Here is a 16404-nt window from a genome sequence, read left to right as displayed (position 1 = left end):
ATACAAATGTAGTTCATATGGCCTGCAAATGCAACATCGCATTAAGCAGTGCCAAGCTTTACAGGGGTATCTCAATCCATTACATATGAAAACGCGGGATTTGTGCGAGCCAGAGCAAAAGCAGCGCACCAAACAACTAAGTCTTTTATTGACGATCATGAAATTAACATTCAGCCTTATAATACTGCTGACCATGACGGCATTCACTGTCGCATACTCACAGAAAATAACTATAAAAGCGCACGAAGAACCACTCGTGAATGTGCTAAAAGAACTGAGACGCCAGAGTGGGCTCGCCTATGTGGCAAATGCGCAGGCGATCAACAAAGCTACACCGGTGACCATAAACCTCAATTCCACATCCCTACAAGACGCACTAAAGAAGATATTCGATGGTCAACCGCTACGTTACAAGGTGCAGGATCAACTGCTTTTCATTGAAGCGCGCCCGGTAGCTGCCAGCACGCCCAGCACCGAAACAGCCACTGGTACCCAGGGAAACGTCCGGCCCGATAGAGAAGACCAACAGCCCATTACCGGACGCGTACTGGACGGCGATGGCCGAGCGCTAAGCGGTGCTACGGTCAAGTACCAAGGCGGCAAAAAAGTAGCCATCACCGATGCTCAGGGCGGGTTTGTGCTGATTGACGTACCGTTGGGAGCGGAGATCTCCGTTCATTACCTAGGCTATGATACGCAGCATCTACGCGTTTCCCAGCAGCACATCCGCGTTACCCTGACAGCGAGCTCGTCGGTGCTCGATGAAACGCAAGTAATCGCCTACGGCAAAACCTCCAAACGACTAAATACCGGCAACGTTTTTACGGTCAGCGGAGAGGAGATCAGCCGTTCCCCCGTGATGAATCCTATGGCTGCGCTGGAGGGGCGCGTTCCGGGGATGATCGTCAGCCAAAGTAGCGGCGTTCCAGGCTCTACGGTCAACTTACAGATCCGCGGACGCACGCAGGTGGACCCAGATCTAGGAGCCGGAGAATCCCCATTAATCATTATCGATGGGATTCCACTGGCCAGTGGGAACGAGGATCTGAACAATTTGCTTTCAGCTATATCGGGCACGGGCACGCATGGCCTTAGTCCCTTTGCCACCATCAACCCCGGCGATATCGAAAGTATCGATGTACTGAAAGATGCTGATGCGACGGCTATCTACGGAAGTCGTGGGGCATCGGGAGTGATTATCATTACGACCAAAAGAGGGAAAACAGACGGCCTTTCCATTCATGTAAGAGCAGTAACGGGATTCAGTAAGGCACAGAAGCCCGACTTATTGACCACGCCGGAATATTTGATGATGCGCCGCGAAGCGTTCGCCAACGACGGCATCGAAATGACCAGCAGTAACGCTTATGACCTATTGCTTTGGGACACCACGCGGGTGGGGTTAGTCGATCAGCTCATCGGCGGCAGATCGGCATACTCGAACATCGAGGGATCCATATCCGGTGGCAACGAGCTCACCAGGTTTAACCTTGGCGGATCTTATTTCAAAGAGTCCGATGTTTTTCCGAATATCACTGACCTAGCGCCCAATAAACGGACAAACGGATTTATCAACGTCTCAACCACGTCGGCCAATAAGCGTTTCATCGCAGATTTCCGCGGAAATTATTCCTTTACCCACAACCAAGCTCCGGGCGCCGATCTCTCGCAATACCTCACCTTACCGCCACATATTAAACTGTTTGAAGCAGACGGGTCGCTGGCGTGGAATGAAGGAGGGAGAAAGACCGACAATCCGCTGGCGCAATTGTTGAGGACCTATTCCGCAAAAACCACTAACCTGATCGCCAGCGCCCTTTTGGGGTACAAATTTATGGAAAACCTGGAGCTAAAGGCAAGCGTCGGCTACAATCGGATCCTAACCGATGAGCTCCGCAACACGCCTTTGACCGCGCAGAACCCCATGGACTCGCGCTCGGCCATGTCACAGTTTGGCAAGACAGAATATCACAGCCTTATATTTGAACCGCAGCTGCACTACCAAAAGTCGACCACGTTCGGGACTTTTACCGGATTGCTCGGCGGAACCTGGCAAGCGCAGCGTAGCGACAGGATGAACTTTACCATCAAGGATTACCCCAGTGACGATTTCTTAGGCACCTTAATCGGTATCCCCAGCTCAGGGTTTAGCAACCCCAGCAGCTCCGACAATGAGTACAAGTATACGGCTGCTTTTGGCCGTTTGAGTTATAACCTGCACAACAAATACTTAATAAACTTGTCTGGAAGAAGGGATGGCTCAAGCCGCTTCGGTCCGAACTTCCGATTCTCCAATTTTGGTGCGATCGGCGGCGCATGGATCTTCAGCAACGAGAACTTCTTTACCAGATTCGCGGAGCTGATGAGTTTCGGAAAACTCCGGGCAAGCTACGGGGTGACCGGAAATGATAAAATTGGAGACTACAAGTATCGCGATCTATATGGCTCGGACCCATGGGGGCCAACCTATGATCAGCAGCTGGCCCTTTCCCCCACTTCGCTCTTTAAGCCTGACCTGCATTGGGAGAGGAACAAAAAGCTCGAAGTCGCCGTAGAACTCGGATTCTTAAAAGATCGGATTATCTTTGGCGCAGCCTGGTACCGCAACAGATCAAGCGATCCTTTGGTGCAGTATGCATTGCCTTACTCCACAGGCTTTTCATCGGTCACGGCAAACCTAACAGGCGTCGTGGTACAAAACAAAGGACTGGAGCTCACCGTAAATAGCAAGAACATCGCGTCTTCAAATTTTGAATGGCGCACATCGTTTAACTTGACGCTCCCGTCCAACAAACTCATTGCATATCCAGGTCTGGAGAACAGCACCTACGCAAAAAAATATGTCATAGGCAGACCGTTAGATCTGGTCTTCGCGAGTCACTTCCTAGGCGTGGATCCCACCACAGGGCTGTACTCCGTGGAGGATCTAAATGGCAGCGGAAAGTATGAGATTGTTAACATCAATGGTGATCTGCGGTCCGGTTTCGACAGCGAACCTGCGTTTTATGGCGGATTGCAAAACGATTTCAGGTATAAAGATTTTGCGCTCAGCTTCTTCTTCAACTTCACTAAACAGTGGATGCAGAACTGGCGTTCGCTCGCAGGGACAAGCCCCGTGGGCGGCATTAGGAATATGCCCCGCTACGTGCTCAACAGGTGGCGAGAAGTGGGCGATGAGACCGATGTGCAGCGATTCACTACGATTAGTTCAGCATCCAATTCGCTGGTGGGCAACTATGCCAGTTCCTCCAGTGACGCAAAATGGGAGAACATTTTTTTCGCCCGTTTGCGCACCGTGGAATTACGCTATAGTCTCCCCGGCAAATGGATGAATAAAGTCGGGGTACGCCAGTTGAACGTCATGCTACAAGGGCAGAACCTCTTTACCTACTCCCCTTTCCGCGGTAGCGATCCACAGACCATTTACACGCAGAAGTTGGCGCCACTGCGCACCTATGTGGTGGGTCTGCAGATGAATCTATAACCCTTAACCTATTACCAAATGACTATGAGAATATTGAAAATATGTATTGCTATATCTATGCTATTCTTCGCATCAGGTTGCGAAGAAAGCCTGGAGGTGAAAATTCCGGCTGGCGTATACGACGCTGAAAAAGTGTTCCAAAGCAAAGAAAGCACCGAGGCCGCCTTGCGTGGAATTTACCAGAGTATGACCACCGGGGGCTTTTCGTTCAAAGTCAATCCGTTTTTGGCGGTCATAGGCGGCAATTTCGGCTTGGCATCGGATGAATTGATCCATGCCGGACCTTCCCAAGAACAGCAACTGTTCCTGGAGAACAATTTGAATTCCCTCAGCTCTACCGTATCGGGCATATGGTCTTCATTTTATTCCTATATCTACCAGAGTAATCGCTTCATTGAGGGAGTCAAGCGGAGCACGGCGCTCGATGAACCTACTCGCAACAACTTGCTGGGGGAAGCATATTTTATCCGCGCAATTTCGCTGTTTTACCTAACCAACATCTATGGCGACATCCCTATGCCGTTGACGGCGGATTACAACCAAAATTCCCAGCTAGCAAGTTCCGACCAACAAAGCATCTATAAGCAGGTCGTGTCTGACCTCCAGTACGCGATTTCGGCCATGACCGCATCTGCCCCGGAAGCAGGAAACCGCTACCGCGCGAGCCAGGCGGCCGCAGACGCGCTGCTTGCCCGGGTCTATCTCTATCAAAAAGATTGGTCACTGGCTGCCCAACACGCCAGTGCCGTAATCGACAATGAGGCATTTGTCCTGGAAACCCTGCGCACGGTCTTTACCGCAGCATCCAAAGAAGCGATATGGCAGCTGGCGAACCCAGGAGGAAACCTATACTCGATCGAGGCAGCCACGATGTCGGGAAACTACGCCAACTATGCTAACGGGACCTATCGGTTATCTCCATTTCTGCTCGATCAGTTCAGCGTCGATGATCAGCGTTTAGCGCTGTGGACAAAGCTTGGCACTAGCGGCTCCGGAATAGGAACGCGAGCTCCGCGTAAATTGTGGGTCACCGGCAACGCAGAACCTGGTGCCGTAAAGGAGGCTACTACACCGCTGCGTTTGGCGGAGCTATATTTAATTAGGGCCGAGGCCTACGCGCAACAAAATAAACTTCCGCAGGCGATCGGGGATATAGACGCAATTCGCGCACGTGCAGGGGCATCGGATCAGGCCGATGCCGATTTCCGGCTCCTTTCGGTCGCCCATCCGCAAGCGTCACAGGCGCAGGTGCTTGCTTACGTCCAGCAGGAAAGGCTTCGTGAACTCTTCAGCGAACAGGGGCATCGCTGGTTTGATGCCAAGCGATCGGGCGTTCCCTTGACGACATTCTTCCAAGGCCGCAAGCCGGATATAGCACAAACTGATCAATTTCTTCCTATCCCTGAAAACGATTTACAAACGAACAACAAACTTACTCAAAATGAAGGTTACTAAACTATACATAACACTTACCGGACTGATTGTGGGACTGCTGTGTGTGTCGCTTCAAGCGGCTGCACAGAAGCCCAACTTCACCTTGGTCGGGAAATTCAAAAACTGGCCCCTTTCTCGCCATGTTGTCGTGATTTATGGCGAAGGTCAACAGGCCGTCACCGATACGGTGCCAGTCAGCAAGGGAAAGTTGCTTTATAAAGCATACCTAGAGCAACCTACTGAATTTGCTATTTACTATGATAGCCCCACGAGTTCTCAAAAAAAGGATAGCCGGCGGTTTCTTGCGGCTCAAGGGAAGGTCACCTTAAAACATCCTGACTCCCTAAAAACAGCCGCGATTACGGGTCCGCTTGCTACGCTAGAATATGAGCAGTTACAAGCGCAATCAAAACCGTTTATCAATCAGATGGTTAACATCCGAATTCAAGCACAGCAGCTGCTAAACCAAAACGAAAACCAAGACTATTCCGCTTTGGAGAAAGAGTTTAAAGTGGCCCAAGAAGGTCTGCGGCAGTGCTATATCGCATTTATCAAAGAGCACCCCCGTTCGATCGTTTCTTTACAGGTTATTAAACAGCTCGATGGCGTAAATTATGCTGACGCCCAGGTGTACGCTCTCTACCAAGACTTATCCCCGCAAGTGCAAGAAAGTCCAGAAGGTAAGCGGATTCGAGGCAGGTTTGAAATCGGTATGAAAACAAGCCCGGGCGCTATTCTTGAAGACTTCACTTCGCTCGACACCGCACGCCGTCCGCTCAGTTTAGGTGAAGTGAAGGCGCAAGGGACCGTTACTCTGGTAGACTTTTGGGCGAGCTGGTGTAAGCCCTGCCGGGAAGAAAACCCGAACCTTAGAAAACTATACGAAAAATTTCATGGCAAGGGTCTGAACATCATTGCTATTTCACTCGATCGATCCGAAGAAGCCTGGAAAAATGCAATCCGTTTAGACAGTTTGCCTTGGTATCACGTTTCTAGCTTAAAGTTTTGGGATGAGCCTATCGTAAAGCAATTCGGCATCCAAAGTGTGCCGGAATCTTTTTTGCTGGATAGCGAGGGCCGCATCATCGGGCGAAGCCTACGCGGCGACCAGTTACACCAAGCCGTACAGCAAGCCCTTAGAGCCCCACTAGACTCCCTGCAGGTACGCTCCATGCTCAAGCAATTCAGGGAAACCAAGGATAAAGCGCGCAAGCTGAGCATTTACCAGCAGTTACGCGATGAACCCGTGCTGTTAAATCAGGCTTATGGCGGATTGACCGTCGCCGGCATGCAGAAAGAAATCGCACTGGATTTGGCTCGCCAAGGAAAGGTTCATGCGTTCCGCTCTTGGGCAGGCCAGATGACTGCATCGGCCATGCGAGACATCACCATCGCTGCCGGATATGACACCCTGTCCAAAAACATGAAAAGTGAAGACTTCCTTCACATAATACGCGTGCCCTTGGACTCGCTCCAAAGTGAACCCAATTGGAGCAACGAACAGATCAACCTCTATTCGAAACTGCTCGACCTTTATCTCAGAGACATTCCTCAGGAGCGTTCTAAAGACATAGTGGCCTATATGACGCCCTTGTTTCGTGCTCAAGGGAATTACTACCCTGCTGACAACATTAAAGCGAACAATGATCAGCCCGATCACTTCAAGGCTTCCCGTTCTTTCCGTTACGCCAAGGCACTGCTGCATAGTCAGCAGAAAGACCAAGCCATCATGGTTATAGCGCGGGCTGCCGAAGCTGGGATTTTCTCCCCCAAGCAATTTAAAGAAATCGAAGCAGCGCTGTCGCTCACAGGATTACAGCAGTCCGTCGAGCGCCATCTTGCGCTGGCTAAAGCGAATTACGCAACTAAAGTTAGACGACTGCTGGAAAAAAACAAAGAACCTGCCTCCGCTGCTGCGCTACGTCAGGGGAAAAAAAACTACGTATTGCTCGATTTCTGGGGAACCTGGTGTTTACCATGTCGCGCATCCCATCCTAAGCTCGTGAAGATCTACGAAGAGTTCAAAGGACAGGGCCTGGAGATCGTCAGTATCGCACATGAAAGTCCAGGTCCCATTGACGAGGTTAAGAAAAAATGGCAAAAGGGAATTGCCGACGATCAACTTACCTGGCCGCAGATCTTGAACAACGACGGTTTAGAAGGCTTTGATGCGATCAAAGAGTTCTCGATTGCCATGTTCCCGACAAAGATACTTCTTGATAAAGATTTCAATCAGATCGCAGTGTTTCAGGGCGCCGACAGCACAGACAAGTTACATCAAATGCTCGAAAAATTATTGCGCATGGATTGAAGGGTATCCTCCATGTCGCATCGGCCGGCAACATACATGATGGATCATACATTCCTGTAGTCTATTGCATTTATACTCCCAGATAATCAAGGAAGCCCACTCGGAAGAGATCATATTTTGCGATACTCACGGAGCGGGCTTTTTTCAATGGCCAAGGGGCTAAACCAAACTGGATCGTAAAGCGCCCCAGCAATCCCAAGCAAATGGATCATATTCAACAAACCACCCGCTTGGCTATCAGCTATGCTTTCCCTAGCTTCGATTACCAAAGCCCGGATGAATTCTGCTTATTTTTCCGCCAGATGCATATTTTGTCCTCATAGTCGATTAGGTTTAAGTCAACGGTCAGGTCCCCGGTTCCTAGGTTACCTCAAACGTTAAATAAGAGAGCTTCGGTATTACTTATAGAAAGTATCTATTCCCACTTCAACAAGCTACTTTACCGTATTTAATCACCTGTAAAAGTTTTCAGGTCTTTTTATTGCAACCCATTTTTCACATACTCAACCTTGAAAATGCTTCAAGTGATTTTAAAAAGTAACACTACAAGAATCTGGCTTAACCAAGTAATAATGGAAAAATAAATAGCTTTAAATGGAGCGCACTGAAAAACGACCGATTAAAACAGCATGTGGATGTGCATAAACCCTTTTCTTGTCTATTTGAAGACCGCTATTTTATGCTACTTAAATAATCGATTCTCAGCGGTTTCAACTGTGATTTCCAACATGTTTTGAACCTCTTATTTTTCAACAGAGATTTTTCGATGCCTTCTTTAAAACCCTTCCTTATAACTTCTCTCTGCCCGTATTCAATTTAAATCTTCGTCAAATTTTTTCTAGCGATGGAAAACTTAGTAGAGTGCTCTGGATTCAGAGATAAAGCTAATCTTCTGATCTTTTCAAAATCCGGGTGATATTTATCCCAGTTACTTTTTGAAATCAATTTGAATCAAGATAATACCCTCCCCAAAATTCTTGCACCTCGCTTCTTAGCATTTTGGGCTTGGCGTTTAATTTAATATCAAACGTTACCAAACCATTCTCTAAAAACCCTTCCGATAACAAATTCTTCAGCTTAGTTTCCACCACCCTTATTTCTTCTACAAAATCATACTCCATGGAAAAATCCAGATCATAAGAAGCACGTTCACTAAGTCCATACTCCATACTGATCGCATTTCCCTTTAACACCAATGAGTCCATAAAATGATCATCCCGGACAAGCGAACTGATTCTAATTGCTTTAATCTGATTAATGATTTCAAAATCTACCATCATTTATAATCGGCTCTTAATGAACGCTTGTACAATACCGAAGCGATGCATAAACCCAAAAGTATAGCAATAACCAGATAACAAATGCGAGGTCTGTAAAATTTAGATTTTCAATGACACCTATAGTCCACCTCACCTTTCTGAGCCACTCTCTTAAACGCTATATATTTCATAGCTACGATCTCTATCCTACGACACACACCCGAACTAGTTACGGATTAACAAGACTTAGAACAAGTAGCATAGACAATCGCTTTTATAGCTGTACTATCGCAAAAACCCTCGAATTAGCGCCCATTATACATCCCAGAGATCAACCTAGCAAATAATAAATTACGGGAGGATATAAATTAATTATGACCTCAAAGTAGATTTAACAGCGCTAAGCTCCTTATCCGTCCTTGTAGCGACGCCGGCATGGTTCGATCGATGATTTATTTTGCCCCTGCTTAGCAAAAGTGATGGGCGGCCCCACTTCTTCCATGAATCAGCTAAAAGCGACATGGACTGAGGGCTATCACCTCAAACTTTAGTTAGAACCGTAACTTAAATCCCCACATCCGCCCTTGCGCTAATCAGTTTTTATGTTTAAATTAGACATCTTATGGCCCTATTGAAAATCCTCCTTGCGGAAGATCACCATGTTGTTAGAAACGGAATCAAACTTGTACTTCAGAGTCAAGCGGATCTCAGCGTAGTGGGAGAATACGATAATGGACAAGCGGTGTTCGAGGCTATGGAACAGTCCATTGACGCGGACCTCTTGATCACTGACCTCGATATGCCCATCAAAGGTGGCATTTCCTTTATACGGGAATTCGCACAACATTATCCCCATCTTCCCATCTTGGTATTGACCATGTTGGATGATAGCAGGCACCTGGCCGAAGCATTCAGCGCTGGCGCTAAAGGCTATTTACTCAAGAACATCGGAGCCGAGGAACTGATCTACGCCGTTCGACGCACGTCCGCAGGCGGGCAGTACCTTTGCGAAGAACTATCCATGCGCTTTGTCGAACAAGCGATACAAGAGCAACATACAAAATCTTCTATTGCTACAGATCCGCAGTACGACCTCTCTGAGCGCGAAAGTGAGGTACTACAGCTATTGGCTGACGGCTACACCAACAAGGAGATCGCTGAACAGCTTTTTTTATCCCGCCGTACCGTAGAAGGTCATCGCGAAAACCTGATCAACAGGTTTGGGTGTCGTAACACGGCGGTCTTGATCAAGCGGGCGACAGGCTTAGGCCTTCTCAGATAAGATACTATAAGGGTGCTTCGGTTCTCCTCCCGCTGGATAGCAAGCGTTTCCGCTTGCGAGCGAACTCGTATTTCCAGCGTATAAACTGGATGTTATTCAAAATAATGCAACCATCGATGAACTATTTTCTACCTGAAGTGTCTTATAGGTACAGCTTTTTTAACATACAATTGATATCACGAAAGCATATTCCCTCGGAATATGCTTTTTTTGTACCATTCCTTCCCAGATAATTATGAAGCGTCAGATGCTACCGTAATTGGAACGTTCGCCTTTCGCAGCGTTTTTTAAAGAGCTTTTGCGCAGGTACCTTTTCTTGATTTCATCATGTAGTTTATTTCCGGGATGCCTATGATACGCCCAATCGGTGGGGTTGCACCATACTCGGGAGCCAGGGAGCCAGCACAGCGCCGTCCTGACCTCTATTTAATCCGCCCCTAATCGATCTTTCTTAAACGCTCCAAAAGAAAGAAAAAATGAACTTTGTGATCAATAGCTTGTTCAGCTAGTAAGTCAGCAGGATGTATGAAAACTACAAATAATGTTTATTTAATAGATGCAAAGCAAAAGGTCCGAAGGAAAAAGCGAGCTAAATGGTTGAAAAAACTATATAGTGCCGGACTCTCGGGTTACGCTTTGCAAAGTATAGCTCCGCTGCCGAAAAAGACTAAAAAATATCGTACACTGTAAATCATTCGATCGCTATGTTTCTTTCAATCTTATTTGGACTTCTTTTTATAGCATTGGCTATTTTCATCGTCATACGGGTACGTAATAGCCGGCGCAGAAAATCATGAAGCGCACGTTTCTACTGCAACCGAATCTTGGATTGCCCCGCCTGTACAAACGCATCGACCACGAAGCTTGGGAGTATCCTGGCGGCCCTTTCTACCTACTGGAAAGCTGTGCCGATTTTCGTTAATCGTAAAGGCAAACGGGATACGCGTTTGATTAAAATGTATCATATTTCTTTGTTTTCTTTATAAAAATCGGATATTAGCAAAACTGCCAAGACATTAGTAAATGTTCTTATGCGTGAACCAGTCTCTAACTAGAGATTGGTTCCGTTGTTTTAAAAAAAAGCCCTCGCTTATTAAAGCTTGCATATCTCTGCGGGTATTGCTAATCATTTTTGCAAGACAGCTATAGCCAAATTAACAAAAACGTTGCTTTAAATAACAACCATTGTACTGCCACCCAAGCAAAAGGGAACCTGGTGGCGATAAAAATACTGGCAGGCATGCGCTTCTTGAAGGCCGTTGAAAACAGCTATCTTTAGAAAACGTTAGCCCTTTTCATAGAAAAGGGCTAACTATTGAAATTACGAGCTTGCGTAACTATAATACGCTACGGAAATACGAACAAACAATTCGACGTTTGGTTTTCCCTGCCCTGTCCTTTCTCCATAATCCGCTGCCTATCGGGAGGAGCCCGCTGAGGTCGGTGAGCGCACACTGCGATCCCCCCAGCGGTAGTTCGCAGGCAGATTCTGCCGGCGCAATATTAATCGGCGTTCAGAAACTTACGCAAATAAATCTCTAAGTCATCCCCTCTGAGGTTTCTGGCGATAATCTTGCCATTGGGATCGATCAAAAAGTTCTTGGGAATCGAGTTCACCTTATACAGGCTGGCCGCCTGATTTTTCCAGCCTTTGAGATCCGACACGTTCGTCCAGGTCAGCTTGTCGTCCTGGATGGCCTTTATCCAGGCTGCCTTCTGCTTCTCGGCATCCAGAGAAACCCCCAACACCGTAAAATTTTGGTCGCGATACTTCTGGTAGGCCTTCACGACAACCGGGTTTTCCGCGCGACAGGGGCCGCACCATGACGCCCAAAAATCCAGCAGAACGTATTTTCCACGGAAATCCGATAGCTTGACTGGCTTTTGATCGACATCGTATTGAAGGAAATCAGGAGCCTCATTCCCCACGGCCAGAAGTTTCTGATCCGCCATATAGGAGGCAATGGGTACCGCTGATGGCCATTGCCTGACCTGAGGGCTTAGGAGTTGGAAGAGATCTACGTTCGCCGTCGCATCATAATCTTTGCTAGCCACCTCTTTAAATAGCTCTAAACTGACGTAGGAGTCCGGATGCTGCTGAATGAACGCACGTTTGATCGAATCTTGAACGGCAAAGATTTTTCTAAAGATGGCCGCGGCTCGCTTGGAAAATTCTGGGGATTCTCTTTCTTCCTGGGTACTCTTGCCGTATAAATCCGCTATAGTATGGGTGTACATTTGCGTGTGGGTGCGGGCATTGTGCTGAAATTCCTGGAAACGCTGGTTTATTGCACCGGCATTAACCGTTGCTTTTTTTAGTGAATCGGTCCCGCGGATTTCAATTTCACCCTGTTCAGCATAGAAATCGATCAGATCTGCATCTTTCATTTTTGGAAATTCCGTTCCCTGATGGCGCAGTACGGCCTGGAGCTTCATCGGTTCGTCGATTCTCCCTGTGAATCGGTATCCGCTACTGCGGAGCTCCGCGCTATCAATGATCTGCTGATTAGGCCATCCAAAATCCCTAACCAAAAACAGCATATTGCCCGGTTTGGGGTCTGCCGTGCGGATACGAACCTCGTAGGTGATTTCTTGAGCGAAGCCCGCCCAAGGGAACGCCGCAAGCAGCGCAATAAAGAATCTAAGTCTCATCTAGTTTAGTTTAAGTTTTATAATATCAAGAGAGGGGAAGCCTACCCCTTAGTAACGCTCCGCTTTCCAGTTGATGTTTTTTATTTTCAACAGGCCATCCCAGGCTGCGCTGGGAACAGCCTGAAGCGCGACGTGATTGGGGTTATTGTCCAAATTGAACCGCTTTAGGGTGCCCTGGCCGGCCTTATAGCCCGCGATGTAAAGCGAATTCTCCGCAGGGTTCTGCTGCGTATCGAACTTGATCATGGTGATGTCCTGCCCAGGCAGGGGATCAAGTGGATAGAGCCGTTCGTTTCCCGGATTATAATCGTACGCAAACAGGCGCTGATTTACGGTATAAAACACAACCGTGCGATTCGAACTGAACGCATACTGCTCGGCTTGGTGGAAATTGAAAGCTATTTCTTTAACCCCGTAACTAGCAAGCTTGACCGGATTGCTGCCGCGCGCATGGAACTTATAGATATAACGCTGCTTTGACCCTTCACCCACCACGGCAAATGTATTGCCATTCACGAAGCCTCCATCCCGGTTAAAAGTGTTCTCGGCATAGATGAGCTCCTGACCTTGGGCTCCTAAGTTCCAGGAGAAAACCTCGCCAGCGGCCTCTACGGGATAACTAGAATGATCGATGAACATAAAACCTGCCAGTGCCATAAACCGGTCCTCTTCTTGATTATACCACATCATGGAGGACATGCTTCCCAGTGGATACATCAGGAAGGGTGCCGCGGGCAAGAGCCGCTCAAAATCAGAGGCCAATCGGTTTATGGGGTTATAAAATTCACCTTGTCCCAATAAAGTCGAGGTCGTGTAGATATTTCCTGTCCGGGTGACAATCGCGCGACTGAACTCATCGCTTATCGTGCCGTCAGATTTGATGATCTGCGGAGCCATAGCTATAGGCTGCTCCTGTTGCACGTCAATGGGATCGGTTGGCATCAGGAAGCTGGAAATGGTATTGGTGCTTGCACTGCTCATGCGCTCCCGATCGAAGAAGTAGGACCCTGACTCGGTAAAGATCCACACCAGTTTATGGGAGTCCACGAATCCTCCACCATACATGATCTCTCCAGGCTTTGTCAGTGTCTGACCTAGTCCGCTATTCCTGATCAAACCATCCATCAGAATCGTATCGGCTATCATCGATAGCATCTGGGCTTCAACCTCGCCTGTCTGCGTTTCACCCAGGATAAGGATGCCACGTGTAAAGGGTGTGGAAACCGCAAGGTTCGCTCTTTTGCTGAAAACTATGCCCGTGCTACGATCCCTGACGCGAAACTCCAAGAGGTACTGTCCCTTTTCCACTCCCACAGGGAACTTCAGCTGCGCGCTGGTGCCAATGGTATCGGCTGCGCGGCTAGTCCCTTGCATGCGCAAGGTCCAACGATATTCCAGATCAGCTTCGCTGGAACTAGCCAGGTCTCCCCCTACAATAGGCGAGAGGATCAGGGTATCTACCCCCGTGAGCACCGCATATTGCTGCTCTAAGTTCGAAATAGCGAGTTCGCTGATTTCCGAGTAATTATAATTTCCCAGGTCTTTGCTACAGCTACCAAACAATCCGCTCAAGAGCGCCAGCCCGATGATGAGTAAAGTACTGCCTTTCGTATTTATAGAATTCATTGTTTTAATTGATATAAGTTCATTTATTTTTTCCAGGGTATTCCTACATAGCTTTTCCAGGGGACTTGTCCTGCATACATCAGCCTGCCATCTTCTTCGAGCACCGGATCACCGGCGTTGAACCGTTCGATGAGGATTTTGGACAGCTGCTGGCTGATGAGCCCTATACGGATCACCGACATACTGGAAGGTGATGCAAAATCCGCGTAGCTTACGCCCAATCGCTCGGTAATGAAATCCATCTTTCGCCGCGTAAATGCCCCCAAAGCATTGAACTCTTCGCCATTTTCAAGCACCGAACCCAACCACTGATTGGGCTTCACCATGATATTGTTCAGATAAATCGTATGACGCGTCGCATCGAATTTCTGCGCGGGATGATGGCCGGTAATGTCTAGGGGGGGATCCCAAGAAGAGAACGCCCCTACAAAATCTTCCGTTTCATCTAGTTGCAGCACCAGCCTTCTTTCTATCGTGTCAAGATCTGGAGCACAGAATAACCTTAAGGGCACCAGGCAGCCATTACTGTAAGCAGGCATGATATACTGTCTGTTCAGTTCCTGATAATGTACTGCTGGCACGGCAGTGGTTGAATCAGCGACAACCGATATCTTAAAAACCCGGTCGTAGCTCTTGCTCGCCCCTGTAATGAGCACGGGAATTTGGAGGTCCATCTGTTGAAGCCCCAATTTCATGAACTCAATGTGGGTGCTGGACTGGTAGGGTCCGTCTTGATCGTTGATATGACCATCATACCGAACACCGAAATAAACGCCCTCGGGCCCCGAATAATGCTGATAATCTTTCTTACAGCTCCACAGGAGCATGAAACAACAAATCCAAATAATCGCAGTTCTTTTCTTTTCCATAGGTTGATTAATTAATTCGTATCGATGTCTCAGACTCTGGCAAGGGTACCACATAATTGGGTAGCAGCATCGCCGCGGAGCCCGTCAAGCGGTCTGCGCGCGGTATAGATTCTAGCCGGTTTCGCTTATAGAAAAAGAAAAGCTGGCCCTCGGCGATCGTTTCTTTTCTAAATTCATCCACGATCGCCCTAAATAAGGCGTCCTGGCTATCGGGCTTAAGGTCGATACAGTTTCGGTTTCGCCGCACCTGATTTAAATAGGCGACCCCCTGCTCGAGCGAAGCACTGGTTTCTGCGGCCATCAACAGCATTTCGCTCATGCGGATGAGCGGAATCATATGCGCTCCGGGTGCATCGGCGATGGGTTCATACTTGGCGTTGACTAAGGCGGGCAGGTTATTATCCGTTCTGATTTGCCAGATCCTGCGTCGGTAGTCGTTCTGATCATCATATAATGCGGCGACCCTATCGAAGGAGGTGCCCGTCATATCAAAGCTAAGACGTTTCTCCCTGGCCAGGGACGAGCTGAATAGCGCGTTATAAACATCGCTCCGGCTATTGACAAATAGGGAAAAGATAACCTCCGTGGAAAACAGACGGTCAGGCAAGGTAGTATGAACAGCGGCACTGCCGGAGGTAAACGGGAAGATCGCTTGATTCGTTTGCTGGGTTTCCTTGAGGAATTCCTCGACAAGCTCGAAAGTCTTGCTTTTTTCCCCTGCCCATAGGTGGGCTCTGCATAGCAGCGCTTTTACCGCAAAGTAATTCATTCGATACTGCCGATAATAGAGAAAACTATCACCACTAGGGCTATCGGAGTGGCGTACGCCCTGGCTTCGAATGGGATCATCCGATAGCAGGGTCACGGAGGCTCCGAGGTCTTCGATGACAGCTTGCCGATAATCTTCCCCAGAAATCAGGGGCTGCACCTGGTTTCCCGACACCGAAACGTAGGGCAACGATGGGGAATCCATAGCGTCCTGCTCCCAAAGTGGACCGAAGAGCCGAAGGATATCGAAATGCAAAAATGCCCGCAAGGCAAGCGCTTCGCCCTTTACAATGGAGTAATAGGGCTCCGGTAAAACCGCCGATGGCGCCTGAGGTATGCGATCGAGCAATACATTGCAATTGGCTATCAACTCAAAATTCTTCTTCCAAATTCCTTCAAAGATTGTCCTATTCTCGGCATCGGTATACTGATAAGTACTGATGGTATGGTAATCGTGCAGGCTGCTGGAAATGTGGTAGGTTCTTGCCAAGACATCGATTGCGCCGGCGCTAAGCTCTTGTCCGTAGCTTTTCGAACTGGTCATTCCCGTATATATACCGTTGAGCGCCTTAAAAAATCCCTCTTTGCGCACAAACAAATCTTCGGCTGCAAACTGGTCATTTGGAGTCACGCTCAGCCATTTCTGGCAGCCCGATAGGGCTAGTCCTAAAAAAAGGCACAACATCGTTTTGTAGAAAATTTTCATAATTTATTTTTTA

At 48.1% G+C, this 16404-nt stretch carries 9 protein-coding genes; 4 read left to right on the top strand and 5 right to left on the bottom strand.

The genetic code is table 11. The features are described 5' to 3' along the window. Positions 1-28: 28 nt before the first annotated feature. From DSM08_RS00695 to DSM08_RS00685, 3 genes are read left to right on the top strand one after another with little or no spacing between them, the layout of a single operon-like run. On the top strand, positions 29-3484 hold the full coding sequence (locus tag DSM08_RS00695) for a SusC/RagA family TonB-linked outer membrane protein (RefSeq protein ID WP_149524331.1): 3456 nt from the start codon (positions 29-31) through the stop codon (positions 3482-3484). Positions 3485-3508: 24 nt separating this feature from the next. After that, a complete protein-coding gene (locus DSM08_RS00690; RefSeq protein WP_187773928.1) occupies positions 3509-4939 on the top strand; it encodes a RagB/SusD family nutrient uptake outer membrane protein in 1431 nt (476 codons plus the stop codon). Further along, on the top strand, positions 4926-7229 hold the full coding sequence (locus DSM08_RS00685; RefSeq protein ID WP_149524329.1) for a TlpA disulfide reductase family protein: 2304 nt from the start codon (positions 4926-4928) through the stop codon (positions 7227-7229). The genes DSM08_RS00690 and DSM08_RS00685 overlap by 14 nt, the downstream gene beginning before the upstream one ends. A 941-nt stretch (positions 7230-8170) precedes the next feature. Here the strand turns inward: DSM08_RS00685 and DSM08_RS00680 are convergent. After that, positions 8171-8509 carry a nucleotidyl transferase AbiEii/AbiGii toxin family protein gene (locus DSM08_RS00680; protein WP_149524328.1) on the bottom strand — a complete coding sequence of 113 codons (339 nt, stop codon included), beginning with the start codon at positions 8507-8509 and terminating at the stop codon, positions 8171-8173. A 601-nt stretch (positions 8510-9110) separates the two neighbouring features. Between DSM08_RS00680 and DSM08_RS00675 the strand changes: the two genes are divergently transcribed. Further along, positions 9111-9770: a response regulator gene (locus tag DSM08_RS00675; protein WP_149524327.1), complete on the top strand. Its 660-nt coding sequence runs from the start codon at positions 9111-9113 to the stop codon at positions 9768-9770. A gap of 1503 nt (positions 9771-11273) precedes the next feature. On the opposite strand, the gene DSM08_RS00670 is transcribed toward DSM08_RS00675, so the two are convergent. The 4 genes from DSM08_RS00670 to DSM08_RS00655 are packed head-to-tail and all read right to left on the bottom strand — an operon-like array spanning position 11274 to position 16391. Continuing rightward, positions 11274-12422, bottom strand: a complete 1149-nt coding sequence (locus DSM08_RS00670) for a TlpA disulfide reductase family protein (protein WP_149524326.1) — start codon at positions 12420-12422, stop codon at positions 11274-11276. Between the two features lie 48 nt (positions 12423-12470). After that, complete coding sequence (locus DSM08_RS00665) at positions 12471-14048, bottom strand: PKD-like family lipoprotein (protein ID WP_149524325.1); 1578 nt, start codon at positions 14046-14048, stop codon at positions 12471-12473. A 23-nt stretch (positions 14049-14071) separates the two neighbouring features. Beyond that, on the bottom strand, positions 14072-14917 hold the full coding sequence (locus DSM08_RS00660; protein ID WP_187773927.1) for a DUF4843 domain-containing protein: 846 nt from the start codon (positions 14915-14917) through the stop codon (positions 14072-14074). A gap of 7 nt (positions 14918-14924) precedes the next feature. Next, positions 14925-16391, bottom strand: a complete 1467-nt coding sequence (locus tag DSM08_RS00655) for a RagB/SusD family nutrient uptake outer membrane protein (RefSeq protein WP_149524323.1) — start codon at positions 16389-16391, stop codon at positions 14925-14927. Positions 16392-16404 lie beyond the last annotated feature (13 nt).

The sequence above is a fragment of the Sphingobacterium hotanense genome, assembly GCF_008274825.1.
Lineage (GTDB): Bacteria > Bacteroidota > Bacteroidia > Sphingobacteriales > Sphingobacteriaceae > Sphingobacterium > Sphingobacterium hotanense.
This window is presented reverse-complemented; position numbering and strand designations above follow the sequence as displayed.